Source organism: Mammaliicoccus sp. J-M41 (assembly GCF_022385935.1).
Classification (GTDB): domain Bacteria; phylum Bacillota; class Bacilli; order Staphylococcales; family Staphylococcaceae; genus Mammaliicoccus; species Mammaliicoccus sciuri_A.
In genome coordinates, this window is sequence record NZ_JAJNIR010000050.1 from 1 (window position 1) to 15,526 (window position 15,526).

General features: G+C 32.1%; 12 protein-coding genes and 2 pseudogenes. 8 read left to right on the forward strand and 6 right to left on the reverse strand.

The genetic code is table 11. The features are described 5' to 3' along the window. Positions 1-70 precede the first annotated feature (70 nt). The 3 genes from LQ686_RS13285 (at position 71) to LQ686_RS13295 (ending at position 2,605) form a co-directional block, all read left to right on the forward strand. Positions 71-460 carry a hydroxymethylglutaryl-CoA synthase gene (locus LQ686_RS13285; protein WP_020444595.1) on the forward strand — a complete coding sequence of 130 codons (390 nt, stop codon included), beginning with the start codon at positions 71-73 and terminating at the stop codon, positions 458-460. 876 nt (positions 461-1,336) lie between these two features. After that, entirely contained in the window at positions 1,337-2,080 is a 744-nt protein-coding gene (locus tag LQ686_RS13290) for a glycerophosphoryl diester phosphodiesterase (RefSeq protein ID WP_000958858.1), read from the forward strand. 96 nt (positions 2,081-2,176) lie between these two features. Beyond that, positions 2,177-2,605, forward strand: coding sequence for a MaoC family dehydratase (locus LQ686_RS13295; protein WP_000872606.1), 429 nt, complete (start codon positions 2,177-2,179; stop codon positions 2,603-2,605). Positions 2,606-2,650: 45 nt separating this feature from the next. Here LQ686_RS13295 and mecA read toward each other — a convergent pair whose 3' ends face one another. Beyond that, positions 2,651-4,660, reverse strand: a complete 2,010-nt coding sequence (mecA, locus tag LQ686_RS13300; RefSeq protein ID WP_063852655.1) for a PBP2a family beta-lactam-resistant peptidoglycan transpeptidase MecA — start codon at positions 4,658-4,660, stop codon at positions 2,651-2,653. Between the two features lie 96 nt (positions 4,661-4,756). On the opposite strand from mecA, the gene mecR1 reads away from it, so the two are divergent. Together mecR1 and mecI are read left to right on the forward strand one after the other, a co-directional pair. Then, the gene (gene mecR1, locus LQ686_RS13305) at positions 4,757-6,514 is read left to right on the forward strand and encodes a beta-lactam sensor/signal transducer MecR1 (RefSeq protein WP_000952923.1); all 1,758 of its coding nucleotides are present in this window, start codon (positions 4,757-4,759) and stop codon (positions 6,512-6,514) included. Further along, positions 6,514-6,885, forward strand: coding sequence for a mecA-type methicillin resistance repressor MecI (gene mecI / locus LQ686_RS13310; RefSeq protein ID WP_000369214.1), 372 nt, complete (start codon positions 6,514-6,516; stop codon positions 6,883-6,885). The genes mecR1 and mecI overlap by 1 nt, the downstream gene beginning before the upstream one ends. An 84-nt stretch (positions 6,886-6,969) precedes the next feature. Here mecI and psm-mec read toward each other — a convergent pair whose 3' ends face one another. Continuing rightward, positions 6,970-7,038: a phenol-soluble modulin PSM-mec gene (gene psm-mec / locus LQ686_RS13315; RefSeq protein ID WP_014532405.1), complete on the reverse strand. Its 69-nt coding sequence runs from the start codon at positions 7,036-7,038 to the stop codon at positions 6,970-6,972. A 319-nt stretch (positions 7,039-7,357) separates the two neighbouring features. Here psm-mec and LQ686_RS13320 point away from each other — a divergent pair, with 319 nt between their 5' ends. Next, the gene (locus LQ686_RS13320) at positions 7,358-8,506 is read left to right on the forward strand and encodes an ROK family transcriptional regulator (RefSeq protein WP_000427807.1); all 1,149 of its coding nucleotides are present in this window, start codon (positions 7,358-7,360) and stop codon (positions 8,504-8,506) included. A gap of 113 nt (positions 8,507-8,619) precedes the next feature. Here LQ686_RS13320 and cstB read toward each other — a convergent pair. Then, positions 8,620-9,954 (reverse strand): annotated as a pseudogene (gene cstB / locus LQ686_RS13325) (persulfide dioxygenase-sulfurtransferase CstB). A gap of 32 nt (positions 9,955-9,986) precedes the next feature. After that, positions 9,987-11,051, reverse strand: coding sequence for a DsrE/DsrF/DrsH-like family protein (locus tag LQ686_RS13330; RefSeq protein ID WP_000438836.1), 1,065 nt, complete (start codon positions 11,049-11,051; stop codon positions 9,987-9,989). Positions 11,052-11,186: 135 nt separating this feature from the next. Here LQ686_RS13330 and cstR point away from each other — a divergent pair, with 135 nt between their 5' ends. Then, on the forward strand, positions 11,187-11,447 hold the full coding sequence (gene cstR / locus LQ686_RS13335) for a persulfide-sensing transcriptional repressor CstR (RefSeq protein WP_000220507.1): 261 nt from the start codon (positions 11,187-11,189) through the stop codon (positions 11,445-11,447). Beyond that, positions 11,447-12,085, forward strand: a pseudogene (locus LQ686_RS13340) (sulfite exporter TauE/SafE family protein); the annotation flags it as partial. The gene cstR and the pseudogene LQ686_RS13340, both read left to right, overlap by 1 nt. Positions 12,086-12,358: 273 nt before the next feature. Here LQ686_RS13340 and LQ686_RS13350 read toward each other — a convergent pair. Together LQ686_RS13350 and cadA are read right to left on the reverse strand one after the other, a co-directional pair. After that, positions 12,359-12,976, reverse strand: coding sequence for a CadD family cadmium resistance transporter (locus LQ686_RS13350; protein ID WP_000562107.1), 618 nt, complete (start codon positions 12,974-12,976; stop codon positions 12,359-12,361). Positions 12,977-13,056: 80 nt separating this feature from the next. Next, positions 13,057-15,453, reverse strand: coding sequence for a cadmium-translocating P-type ATPase CadA (gene cadA, locus LQ686_RS13355; RefSeq protein ID WP_481817098.1), 2,397 nt, complete (start codon positions 15,451-15,453; stop codon positions 13,057-13,059). Between the last annotated feature and the right edge of the window lie 73 nt (positions 15,454-15,526).

Consider the following 15,526-nt stretch of genomic DNA (forward strand, 5'->3'; position numbering starts at 1 on the left):
TCCTTGTTAAATTGTTTATATCTGAAATAGTTCATACAGAAGACTCCTTTTTGTTAAAATTATACTATAAATTCAACTTTGCAACAGAACCGTATTATGGAATAGAGATGTTGGTAACATTTATACAGGATCATTATACTTAAGTTTAATTTCGTTATTACAGAACCACACATTCCAACCAGAAGAGAAAGTATGTCTATTTAGTTATGGTTCAGGAGCAGTAGGAGAAATCTTTAGTGGTTCAATCGTTAAAGGATATGACAAAGCATTAGATAAAGAGAAACACTTAAATATGCTAGAATCTAGAGAGCAATTATCAGTCGAAGAATACGAAACATTCTTTAACAGATTTGATAATCAAGAATTTGATTTCGAACGTGAATTGACACAAGATCCATATTCAAAAGTATACTTATACAGTATAGAAGACCATATCAGAACATATAAGATAGAGAAATAAACTAGTGGCCGATTGTGCTTGATGAGCTTGGGACATAAATCCTAACTCGAAATAAATAAGCATATCACTAAACTGATTTTTTAAAGTTTACAGTGATATGCTTATTTTTTTATCTTACGATTTTGTACGTGCATGCTTGCCTAGGGGTATGGCTCGAGCCATTAGTCTCTCGCACATACTATTCCCTCAGGCGTCAGCACTTACAAAATCGGTTGTAATTTTCATTTTTATACGCATTCTTACTGAGATTATACTAATAAGAGGAATAGTAAAAGCAATTCTAAGTAAAATTGCAGATAAGAGGTTTGTTAAAAGCAGTTCTAAGTAAAATTGCAGATAAGAGGTTTGTTAAAAGCAGTTCTCAGTAAAATTACAGATAAGAGGTACGTTAAAAGCAGTTCTAAGTAAAATTGCAGATAAGAGGTTTGTTAAAAGCAGTTCTAAGTAAAATTGCAGATAAGAGGTACGTTAAAAGCAATTCCATGCAAAATTGCTGATAAGGGGTAAGTTAAAAGCAGTTCTCAGTAAAATTGCAGATAAGAGGTACGTTAAAAGCAGTTCTAGGCAAAATTGCAGATAAGAGGTGCGTTAAAAGCAGTTCTCAGTAAAATTGCTGATAAGGGGTAAGTTAAAAGCAATCCTAAGTAAAATTGCAGATAAGGGGTACAGAAAAACTAGACTTGATTACAAAATGGAGCTTGGGACATAAATGATTTTTTAAAAATGAGATGAGACGTAGATTAACTCCATAATCAATACGAATCTATCGACTTCTTTATTTATGATATTCATCTCTTTTTAATGGAAATAAAAGTGCGATTAATGTGATAATACAGTTACGTTAATTAAAAAAATAAAAATGCAAGGAGAGGTAATATGCTAACTGTATATGGACATAGAGGATTACCTAGTAAAGCTCCGGAAAATACAATTGCATCATTTAAAGCTGCTTCAGAAGTAGAAGGTATAAACTGGTTGGAGTTAGATGTTGCAATTACAAAAGATGAACAACTGATTATCATTCATGATGATTATTTAGAACGGACTACAAATATGTCCGGGGAAATAACTGAATTGAATTATGATGAAATTAAAGATGCTTCTGCAGGATCTTGGTTTGGTGAAAAATTCAAAGATGAACATTTGCCAACTTTCGATGATGTAGTAAAAATAGCAAATGAATATAATATGAATTTAAATGTAGAATTAAAAGGTATTACTGGACCGAATGGACTAGCACTTTCTAAAAGTATGGTTAAGCAAGTGGAAGAACAATTAACAAACTTAAATCAGAATCAAGAAGTGCTCATTTCAAGCTTTAATGTTGTGCTTGTTAAACTTGCAGAAGAAATCATGCCACAATATAACAGAGCAGTTATATTCCATACAACTTCGTTTCGTGAAGACTGGAGAACACTTTTAGATTACTGTAATGCTAAAATAGTAAACACTGAAGATGCCAAACTTACTAAAGCAAAAGTAAAAATGGTAAAAGAAGCGGGTTATGAATTGAACGTATGGACTGTAAACAAACCAGCACGTGCAAACCAACTTGCTAATTGGGGAGTTGATGGTATCTTTACAGACAATGCAGATAAAATGGTGCATTTGTCTCAATAGAAAGTTAGAGGTGAGTCTTACGTTTCAGTGACGGTAGACTTACCTTTAACATGTTACATACTAAAAAATTAATTTGAATAAGAAAGAGAGACATATATGAAATACGATGATTTTATAGTAGGAGAAACATTCAAAACAAAAAGCCTTCATATTACAGAAGAAGAAATTATCCAATTTGCAACAACTTTTGATCCTCAATATATGCATATAGATAAAGAAAAAGCAGAACAAAGTAGATTTAAAGGTATCATTGCATCTGGCATGCATACACTTTCAATATCATTTAAATTATGGGTAGAAGAAGGTAAATACGGAGAAGAAGTTGTAGCAGGAACACAAATGAATAACGTTAAATTTATTAAACCTGTATACCCAGGTAATACATTGTACGTTATCGCTGAAATTACAAATAAGAAATCCATAAAAAAAGAAAATGGACTCGTTACAGTGTCACTTTCAACATACAATGAAAATGAAGAAATTGTATTTAAGGGAGAAGTAACAGCACTTATTAATAATTCATAATAAAACAGTGAAGCAACCATCGTTACGGATTGCTTCACTGTTTTGTTATTCATCTATATCGTATTTTTTATTACCGTTCTCATATAGCTCATCATACACTTTACCTGAGATTTTGGCATTGTAGCTAGCCATTCCTTTATCTTGTACATCTTTAACATTAATAGCCATCATCATGTTTGGATTATCTTTATCATATGATATAAACCACCCAATTTGTCTGCCTGTTTCTCCTTGTTTCATTTTGAGTTCTGCAGTACCGGATTTGCCAATTAAGTTTGCATAAGATCTATAAATATCTTCTTTATGTGTTTTATTTACGACTTGTTGCATACCATCAGTTAATAGATTGATATTTTCTTTGGAAATAATATTTTTCTTCCAAACTTTGTTTTTCGTGTCTTTTAATAAGTGAGGTGCGTTAATATTGCCATTATTTTCTAATGCGCTATAGATTGAAAGGATCTGTACTGGGTTAATCAGTATTTCACCTTGTCCGTAACCTGAATCAGCTAATAATATTTCATTATCTAAATTTTTGTTTGAAATTTGAGCATTATAAAATGGATAATCACTTGGTATATCTTCACCAACACCTAGTTTTTTCATGCCTTTTTCAAATTTCTTACTGCCTAATTCGAGTGCTACTCTAGCAAAGAAAATGTTATCTGATGATTCTATTGCTTGTTTTAAGTCGATATTACCATTTACCACTTCATATCTTGTAACGTTGTAACCACCCCAAGATTTATCTTTTTGCCAACCTTTACCATCGATTTTATAACTTGTTTTATCGTCTAATGTTTTGTTATTTAACCCAATCATTGCTGTTAATATTTTTTGAGTTGAACCTGGTGAAGTTGTAATCTGGAACTTGTTGAGCAGAGGTTCTTTTTTATCTTCGGTTAATTTATTATATTCTTCGTTACTCATGCCATACATAAATGGATAGACGTCATATGAAGGTGTGCTTACAAGTGCTAATAATTCACCTGTTTGAGGGTGGATAGCAGTACCTGAGCCATAATCATTTTTCATGTTGTTATAAATACTCTTTTGAACTTTAGCATCAATAGTTAGTTGAATATCTTTGCCATCTTTTTTCTTTTTCTCTATTAATGTATGTGCGATTGTATTGCTATTATCGTCAACGATTGTGACACGATAGCCATCTTCATGTTGGAGCTTTTTATCGTAAAGTTTTTCGAGTCCCTTTTTACCAATAACTGCATCATCTTTATAGCCTTTATATTCTTTTTGTTTTAATTCTTCAGAGTTAATGGGACCAACATAACCTAATAGATGTGAAGTCGCTTTTTCTAGAGGATAGTTACGACTTTCTGTTTCATTAGTTGTAAGATGAAATTTTTTTGCGAAATCACTTAAATATTCATCCATTTTTTTAACGGTTTTAAGTGGAACGAAGGTATCATCTTGTACCCAATTTTGATCCATTTGTTGTTTGATATAGTCTTCAGAAATACTTAGTTCTTTAGCGATTGCTTTATAATCTTTTTTAGATACATTCTTTGGAACGATGCCTATCTCATATGCTGTTCCTGTATTGGCCAATTCCACATTGTTTCGGTCTAAAATTTTACCACGTTCTGATTTTAAATTTTCAATATGTATGCTTTGGTCTTTCTGCATTCCTGGAATAATGACGCTATGATCCCAATCTAACTTCCACATACCATCTTCTTTAACAAAATTAAATTGAACGTTGCGATCAATGTTACCGTAGTTTGTTTTAATTTTATATTGAGCATCTACTCGTTTTTTATTTTTAGATACTTTTTTTATTTTACGATCCTGAATGTTTATATCTTTAACGCCTAAACTATTATATATTTTTATCGGACGTTCAGTCATTTCTACTTCACCATTATCGCTTTTAGAAATATAACTGCTATCTTTATAAACTTGTTTGAAATTTTTATCTTCAATTGCATCAATAGTATTATTAATTTCTTTATCTTTTGAAGCATAAAAATATATACCAAACCCGACAACTACAACTATTAAAATAAGTGGAACAATTTTTATCTTTTTCATCAATATCCTCCTTATATAATACTACATTTGTAGTATATTACAAATGTAGTATTTATGTCAAAATAATGTTATAATTTTTGTGATATGGAGGTGTAGAAGGTGTTATCATCTTTTTTAATGTTAAGTATAATCAGTTCATTGCTCACGATATGTGTAATTTTTTTAGTGAGAATGCTCTATATAAAATATACTCAAAATATTATGTCACATAAGATTTGGTTATTAGTGCTCGTCTCCACGTTAATTCCATTAATACCATTTTACAAAATATCGAATTTTACATTTTCAAAAGATATGATGAATCGAAATGTATCTGACACGACTTCTTCGGTTAGTCATATGTTAGATGGTCAACAATCATCTGTTACGAAAGACTTAGCAATTAATGTTAATCAGTTTGAGACCTCAAATATAACGTATATGATTCTTTTGATATGGGTATTTGGTAGTTTGTTGTGCTTATTTTATATGATTAAGGCATTCCGACAAATTGATGTTATTAAAAGTTCGTCATTGGAATCGTCATATCTTAATGAACGACTTAAAGTATGTCAAAGTAAGATGCAGTTCTACAAAAAGCATATAACAATTAGTTATAGTTCAAACATTGATAATCCGATGGTATTTGGTTTAGTGAAATCCCAAATTGTACTACCAACTGTCGTAGTCGAAACCATGAATGACAAAGAAATTGAATATATTATTCTACATGAACTATCACATGTGAAAAGTCATGACTTAATATTCAACCAGCTTTATGTTGTTTTTAAAATGATATTCTGGTTTAATCCTGCACTATATATAAGTAAAACAATGATGGACAATGACTGTGAAAAAGTATGTGATAGAAACGTTTTAAAAATTTTGAATCGCCATGAACATATACGTTATGGTGAATCGATATTAAAATGCTCTATTTTAAAATCTCAGCACATAAATAATGTGGCAGCACAATATTTACTAGGTTTTAATTCAAATATTAAAGAACGTGTTAAGTATATTGCACTTTATGATTCAATGCCTAAACCTAATCGAAACAAGCGTATTGTTGCGTATATTGTATGTAGTATATCGCTTTTAATACAAGCACCGTTACTATCTGCACATGTTCAACAAGACAAATATGAAACAAATGTATCATATAAAAAATTAAATCAACTAGCTCCGTATTTCAAAGGATTTGATGGAAGTTTTGTGCTTTATAATGAACGGGAGCAAGCTTATTCTATTTATAATGAACCAGAAAGTAAACAACGATATTCACCTAATTCTACTTACAAAATTTATTTAGCGTTAATGGCATTCGACCAAAATTTACTCTCATTAAATCATACTGAACAACAATGGGATAAACATCAATATCCATTTAAAGAATGGAACCAAGATCAAAATTTAAATTCTTCAATGAAATATTCAGTAAATTGGTATTACGAAAATTTAAACAAACATTTAAGACAAGATGAGGTTAAATCTTATTTAGATCTAATTGAATATGGTAATGAAGAAATATCAGGGAATGAAAATTATTGGAATGAATCTTCATTAAAAATTTCTGCAATAGAACAGGTTAATTTGTTGAAAAATATGAAACAACATAACATGCATTTTGATAATAAGGCTATTGAAAAAGTTGAAAATAGTATGACTTTGAAACAAAAAGATACTTATAAATATGTAGGTAAAACTGGAACAGGAATCGTGAATCACAAAGAAGCAAATGGATGGTTCGTAGGTTATGTTGAAACGAAAGATAATACGTATTATTTTGCTACACATTTAAAAGGCGAAGACAATGCGAATGGCGAAAAAGCACAACAAATTTCTGAGCGTATTTTAAAAGAAATGGAGTTAATATAATGGATAATAAAACGTATGAAATATCATCTGCAGAATGGGAAGTTATGAATATCATTTGGATGAAAAAATATGCAAGTGCGAATAATATAATAGAAGAAATACAAATGCAAAAGGACTGGAGTCCAAAAACCATTCGTACACTTATAACGAGATTGTATAAAAAGGGATTTATAGATCGTAAAAAAGACAATAAAATTTTTCAATATTACTCTCTTGTAGAAGAAAGTGATATAAAATATAAAACATCTAAAAACTTTATCAATAAAGTATACAAAGGCGGTTTCAATTCACTTGTCTTAAACTTTGTAGAAAAAGAAGATCTATCACAAGATGAAATAGAAGAATTGAGAAATATATTGAATAAAAAATAAAATTGTTGTGTTTACAACAATACATAGAAAACAGAGGAAACAATCAAGTCGTTGAATATTTCCTCTGTTTTTTAGTTGAAAAAATTAACCGAAAGCCTGAATGCAAGTCTTGATTAAATCAATAATGCTTGTAATAACACCAGTGAAATCCATATGCATACCCTCTTTCTATTTAAGATACATTAAGTATAATATCAAACAAATAAAAAATGTTAAAAATTCCCTAATTGGCTATTTAGATTGCATAAATGTCAAAAATTTGAAAAACATACAACGACTTTGCATAAAAAATCGTCATATTGGAAATACGTAATTTATTGAAATAATAAAAAAAATAAAAGAACGAAGATGATAACCTAAGTGAGGTTTTAAGTTGTTCTAAGGTTTAATTTAATTTATGTTAAAATAGTTGGTATAAAAATACATGATAAACTATAAACTAAATTCAAAATAACTTATGGGGTAGGCAATTATGGAAAATATTTTAAATATAAATGATAATGAAAAAAGAGTGCTAAGGGAAATTTATAACCATCATAATATTTCGCGTACTCAAATATCTAAAAATCTTGAGATTAATAAGGCAACGATTTCTAGTATTTTGAATAAGTTAAAGTATAAATCTCTTGTTAATGAGGTTGGTGAGGGTGATAGCACGAAGAGTGGTGGTAGAAAACCTATTCTTCTGAAGGTTAATCATCTTTATGGTTATTTTATTTCTTTGGATTTAACTTATAGTTCTGTTGAAGTGATGTACAATTATTTTGATGGTAATGTCATTAAGCATGAATCTTATGATTTACCTGATGAAAAGGTTAGTAGTATATTAAGCATAATAAAAAAACATATTGATATTCAGGAGAAACTTGATACTTATAACGGACTATTAGGTGTGTCTGTTTCTATACATGGAGTTGTGGATAATGAGCAGCATGTGACATATTTACCATTCCATGAAACTGAAGGAATTTCAATTGCTAAGAAAATAAAAGAAATTACTAATGTTCCAGTCGTAGTTGAAAATGAAGCGAATCTTTCAGCGTTATATGAACGTAATTTTAATCATAATTTATCCTACAATAATCTTATTGCTTTAAGTATACATAAAGGTATTGGTGCTGGGCTTATTATTAATAATCAATTGTATCGTGGTGCAAATGGGGAAGCGGGTGAAATTGGAAAAACACTTGTCTCAAAAGTTAGCGATAATGTGGAGATCTTTCATAAGATTGAAGATATTTTTTCACAAGAAGCTTTACTGCATAATTTAAGTAATCAACTAAATGAGAAGATGACGCTTAGCAAATTAATTCAATTTTATAATGAAAAAAATCCAGTCGTAGTTGAAGAAATGGAACAATTTATAAATAAAATTGCTGTTTTAATACATAATTTAAACACCCAGTTTAATCCGAATGCAATTTACATTAACTGTCCATTGTTCAATGAAATGCCTGAAATATTAGAAGCAATTAAGAACCAGTTCAAACAATATTCACGTAACGAAATTCAAATAAAGTTAACATCTAATGTCAAATTTGCAACTTTGCTAGGTGGTACATTAGCAATTATCCAAAAAGTACTACAGATTAATGATATTTACTTAGATATAAAAGCATAAAAAACTAATTCAAATGAATAATCAAAGTTCGTAATTGTCTTTATAAAAAAATCCCTCAATCCGAATTGAATTTTCGGATTGAGGGATTTTTATAGTTCTATTGCAGAAGAAAACTATTTTAAAAATGCTGGTAAATGTTGATAGCCACCTCTAACGTTAACAATATTCGTAAATCCTTTATATTCTAATATTCCTACCGCTATTGAACTTCTAACACCTGATTGACAATGTACATAAATTAGGTCATTTTTATCGAAAGGTATATCTTCATTTAAAAGTTTACCGTGAGGAATATGAATTGCTTGTTTTAAATGACCTTTACGCCATTCATCATCATTACGAACATCTAATACATTATGTTCTTCACCAGTCATTTCAGAACTATGAATAGATGATGTGACGATATTTGTTTGTGGCAAACGGTAACTTTTTACATTTTCAAAACCAATTAATTGTAAAGCATGAATAGCTTGTTGAACGGTAGATTTATCGCCAATTAATTCAATATCTTAGTCATAATCTAAATACCAACCAATTTGATTTATAAAAGTTTTATTAAAAGGAATATTGATAGTTCCATGCATATGACCACCATGGAATGCTTCTTTACTTCGAAGATCAAAAGCAGTTTGTGTATTGCTTGAACTAGGGTAAACATTATATGGTTGGTACATTTGCATACCAAATTGATTTATTTTTTTCATTTGTGAAAAATGGTGTGGTGGAGCTGGCTGATTGAGTGTTAAAGTTTCGATAAATGAAGTTTCATCTTTAACATTAAAAGCCCAGTTGTTTATTTTCTCATAACCCAAAGTAGTTGTAGGTAATGAACCTAGCGCTTTACCACAAGGACTCCCTGCACCATGACCTGGCCAAATTTGAATATAGTCTGGTAATGTTGCAGCAAATTGTATGGACTGATACATTTGTTTTGCTCCGATTTTTGTAGAACCTTCAACATTTACAGCTTTTTCTAATAGATCTGGTCTACCTACATCACCAACAAAGATGAAGTCACCGCTAAATAATCCCATTGGTATACTGGAACCCCCACCTTCGTCAGTAAGTAAAAAACTAATACTCTCAGGGGTATGGCCTGGAGTGTGTAAGACTTCTAATTTAATCTTTCCTAAATAGATAATATCTTGATGCTTAACGAAATGTGTTTGTTTAGGCATATTTTTATAATTAAATTCATCTTTACCTTCATCAGATACGTATATACTTGCATTCAATTTATTTGCCACATCTCTAATACCTGAAGCAAAATCAGCATGAATATGTGTTTCTGCAGCTTTAGTAATTGTGAATCCTTCTTTATCTGCAACTTTTAAATATTTTGTTAAATCTCGTATAGGGTCAATAATCATTGCTTCTCCTGTACGTTGACATCCAATTAAATAAGATGCTTGTGAAAAATTGTCTTCATAAAATTGTTTGAAAAACAAAAAAAACTCCTTTTTAAAATAGATTTTATTGATTAGATAAATAAGTTATGATTTGCTTGCTCAGTATGTCCAATATAAGTACCTACGCCACCATAATCGACTTCATCTCTTAATTCTTCTTTTGAAATTCCCATAACATCCATACTCATGGTACAAGCAATTAACTTTATATCTTGATCGATTGCTTGATCGATAAGTGAGTATAAAGAATCAACATTTTTCTTGTTCATTACATAACGCATCATAATATTACCTAGTCCAAACATATTCATTTTTGATAATGGCATATGTATTGGATCCTTAGGTAACATAAGGTCAAACATTTTGGAAATACCTTTCTTTTTAACGCGAGTTGATTGCGCTTTTTTTAATGCGTTGAGGCCCCAAAAAGTAAAGAAAATAGTTACATCTTTACCTGCTGCTTTAGCGCCATTTGCGATGATCATTGCTGCTACTGCCTTATCTAACTCACCGCTAAATAAAACAATTGTTGTACCTGTAGCAGTGTCATTGATTTCAAATTCTTTTGGCTTTTCTTTTTGAATAATTGCATTAATTACATTTGCTTCTTCAGTAAGATTTACAAGGGTATTCCCTGTTTGTTTCGCCCAACTTTTAATATCACTATTGAAACCAGGATCTGTAACTGTTACCTCGATTTGCTCACCCGTTGAAATATTGTTAATTTCTTTACTGATATTAACAATAGGTCCAGGGCACTGAAGACCTCTAAAATCAAATTGTTTACGATTCTCTTTGATTTCAATATCTTTTTCTATTAAAGGAGCACTATTGAAGTTCTTTGCTTCATAATCTTTATATCCACCCTTTAAATTCACGACATCATAACCTTGTTTGGCTAAATAATCGCAAGCTTTAGTGCTTCGGTTACCGCTTTTACAATGTATATAATACGTTTTGTTGCTATTCTTATTGAATGATTTAATCTCTTCTACTGGGTGTAAAGTTGAACCGTTAATGTGTCCTAATTCATATTCTTCTTTTGTTCTAACATCAATCAATTGACCCATTTTTGCCAATTTTTCTAATTCTTCTTTGTTTAATGAATTAATGTGTACTTCTTTGTATTGTTCCATACTTACCTCCTATAAATACCTATGAGGGTATAATAAAACGGATAGAATCATTTGCCAAATACCTATAGGGGTATTTGACAATTTTGTTTTAATTTATTATTATTAACTTAATCAATTTATGTGGAGGAAATGAATATGACTTATGATAAAAAAATGATTAATCGTATAAATAGAATACAAGGTCAATTAAATGGTGTCGTAAAAATGATGGAAGAAGAAAAAGATTGCAAAGATATAATTACGCAACTTAGTGCATCTAAAGGTTCTATACAACGTTTAATGGGGATTATAATTAGTGAAAATTTAATAGAATGCGTTAAAACAGCAGAAGAAAATAATGAAAGTTCTCAAGAATTAATTAATGAAGCAGTTAATTTATTAGTTAAAAGTAAATAATGGATATAGCAAATATGACTATTATGTTGCTAATTGGCGTACTGGGTGGATTTATATCTGGATTAATAGGTATTGGGGGCGCAATTATTATTTACCCAGCTATTCTTATATTGCCACCATTAATAGGTATACCTGCGTATAGTGCATATATTGCTTCGGGACTTACCTCTAGTCAAGTATTTTTCAGTACACTTAGTGGATCATTAAATGCAAGAAAACAACCAGCTTTCTCTCCTAAACTTGTTATATATATGGGAGGGGGTATGTTGATTGGAAGCATGTTAGGGGCAATTTTAGCTAGTTTGTTTAATGCTACTTTTGTAAATACGGTATATGTAATAATCGCCATACTTGCTTTAATATTGATGTTTATTAAAGTTAAACCTACTACACAAGAGACGAAATCTAAACCTTTGCTATTTATTATAGTTGGATTTGGAATTGGTGTAATTTCGGGAATTGTGGGTGCAGGTGGAGCATTTATCATCATTCCTGTATTATTAGCATTATTTAAATTACCAATGAATACGGTAGTGAACAATAGCATAGCAATTGCTTTTATATCTTCAGTAGGGGCATTTTTTATAAAATTAATGCAAGGATATATACCAGTAGAAAGTGCAATTTTTTTGATAATTGAATGATGATCATTTTCTGAAAATATTATGTGGTCATATAATATAATGCCCATCATTTCACTAATCTCTTTTATTCTCTGAGTTATTTTGATATCTCCTGGAGAAGGTGTCGGATCTTATCAAGAGTAAATTATGAAAAAAATGGTTTAAATCAATGTTCTTACTTTAAGTACATGTGTTTAACGTAAATGATAATTAGTTAAATATAAAAAGGTTATCCCAATCAATAGGATAACCTCTTTATACTTTACTTTATGGTTTGGATTCGCCACTTCAAAGAAGAAATGAAATCAGAGCATTGAATGTTCCATTTTCAAACAATATATAAATACCTAGCCCAATGAATACAATTGGTACAATCCAACGTTCATATTTCTCAATTGTTTCCGATATAAAATCGAAGGAAGCTAGACGGTAACTGACATAGCACAAAACTCCAACCATAATTAGAAAGACAATAGTGACAATAAAGATTTCAGACATACTTAAGGTCGTGAAGTACGGTATATAAATGGAAAAGTCATCCGCACTGGAAGCCAATACGATGAAAATCATCGTCAAAAATAACTGATTAAATTTTCCAGAGGAGAATAAAGATAAAATGCTACTTTCATCTTCATCCTCTTCTCCTTTAATCCATATTTTCACGCCTAGGTAAAGTGGTAAAAGTCCAAGTAGTCCGATAACCCATTGCTGAGGAATTAAATTTACAACCCCCTGTGCAACTAAAAGACTTGCTCCTATCACAATTGCAGTCCCTATATATTGTCCTATCCAAATATGTTTTACCTGACCTTTTTTTACTTGCGAAAACAAAAGAATTAATATGACGAGATAATCAATTCCTGTTGCTACATATACCGCAGTAGCCGTCAGTATCGTCGCGATCATTTTATCATCTCCAAATATTTTAGGGATAGGACTTTTCTTCAAAATGAAAAGTCCTTCCGTAAATTGCACACATATAGTACCTATTTATCCTTCACTCTCATCAGTCGCAAACTATTTAATGCTACCAAAATAGTGGCTCCCATATCGGAAAGAATCGCAATCCAAAGGGTTAGCCAGCCTGGAATAACCAATAGTAAGGCAATTATCTTAATTCCGATGGCAAACGTGATGTTCGCTTTGATGATATTTAGCGTTTTCCTGCTAAGTCTTACTGCAAATGGAAGCTTACTTAAATCATCTCCCATTAATGCAATATCAGCTGTCTCGATGGCAGTATCTGTTCCAGCACCGCCCATTGCAATGCCAACAGTGGATGCAGCAAGTGCAGGAGCATCATTGACGCCATCGCCAATCATAGCTACATTACCATGCTCGGCTTTCATTTTTTTAATATAGTCCAACTTATCCTGTGGCAACAATTCGGACTGAATATCAGAAACGCCTACATGAGCACCGATTGCTTCTGCGGTACCTTGATTATCACCTGTCAGCATAATTGTTTGCTTGATTCCTAACTGATGAAGTTTTAGAATCACATTTTTACTTGTTTCGCGGACCTCATCTGCTACAGCAATCACGCCGAGGATTGTTTGGTCCGTTCCAATAATCATGGCCGTTTTCCCTTGGTTTTGTAAAACTTTCACTTTATTTTCAAACTCAAGGCTAAAATCGGAAACATTTAATTCTTTAAAAAGCCTTGGACTGCCAATGTAATAGGTTGTTCCATCTATATTCCCTTGAATGCCCCGACCTGTAATAGAAGTGAAGTCCTTCACTCTAACATCGGAATAAGTAATATTATCTTGCTCTGCTTTCTTCATTATTGCTGAAGCAAGTGGATGTTGTGATCGATATTCTAAAGCTGTAATAATGGAAAACAGCTCTTTTTCTTCCACTTGATCATTTAACACTTTAAAATCTGTTACCACTGGTACACCTTTTGTCAGTGTTCCTGTTTTATCAAATGCGATTGCCTTAATGGCTCCTAATTCCTCTAGATAGACACCGCCTTTAATCAACACACCTTTTTTAGCTGCATTTCCAATTGCCGAGACAATCGAGATTGGAGTAGTAATAACTAATGCACACGGACATCCAACTACAAGTACCGCTAATCCTTGATAAACCCAAGTATCCCAACTTCCACCAAAGAATAAAGGTGGAACGACTGCAACGAGCGCCGCAATAACCATAATGATCGGCGTATAATATTTCGCAAATTTATCTACGAATGCTTGCGCTGGAGCGCGCTCCCCTTGTGCTTCCTCAACCAGATGAATAATCTTGGAGATAGTTGTATCCTCTACGTATTTGGTGATTTTTACTTCAAGTAGTCCCTCTTCGTTAAGCGTGCCTGCAAATACTTCATCATCTACCGTTTTGGCAACAGGGACAGATTCTCCTGTTATAGCAGCCTGGTTGACAGCCGACACACCATTTATAATGATCCCATCCATGGCAATTTTCTCCCCTGGTTTGACGATCATAATATCACCCACGGCAATATCGTCCACATGGATCATTATTTCCTGACCATTCCGCCTAACAAGTGCTTCTTTTGGGGCAATATCCATCAATGAACGAATGGACTGTCTTGCTCTATCCATAGAAAAACGTTCAAGTGCTTCACTGATTGCAAAGAGAATGACAACAATGGATGCCTCTGCCCATTCACCAATGATGGCAGCTCCAATAACTGCAACGGTCATCAGGGTTTTCATGTCGAAATCAAAGCGTATCAAATTTTGAAAACCAACTTTAAATAGTGAATATCCGCCAATTACAATCGAACTTACAAATAACATGGACGTTACAAGGTTATCTTCTCCATTTACAAAGTGAGAAAGGTAACCAAAAGCAATCAGTAATGTGGCAAACAGCAATGTGCTGTGTTTTTTATAAAACGGTATTTTCTCTTCTTTAGGAGCCTTAGTGTCTTCTTTGACCGCTTGTATCGATGGATTCGCCAGTTTTTCAGGAATTACCTTAAGATTCTCGAAAGCACCTGCTTTTTCAAGCTCTTCAACCGATGCGTTTCCATATACATCAATTTTAGAAGCGCCAAAGTTCACTTTTGCATCCTGAACTCCAGCTAGTTGTTTTACATTTTTTTCAAACTTCCCAGCACAGTTTGCGCAAGAAAATCCCTCCACACGGTAAACATTTTTATCTTCTGTTACCACTGGTTCGACCCTTCTTCTAGCCTTCTCTGGTGCCACTTTAAGATTCTCGAAAGCACCAGCCTTTTCCAGATCTTCAACGGTTGCACTGCCAAAGACATCAATTTTGGAAGCTCCGAAATTGACTTTAGCATCATGCACCCCTGATAGTTCTTTTACATTTTTTTCAAACTTCCCAGCACAATTCGCACACGAGAAACCCTCCACACGGTAAACCTGTTTATCTTCTGTTACCACTGGTTCGACCCTTCTTCTAGCCTTCTCTGGTGCCACTTTAAGATTCTCGAAAGCACCAGCCTTTTCCAGATCT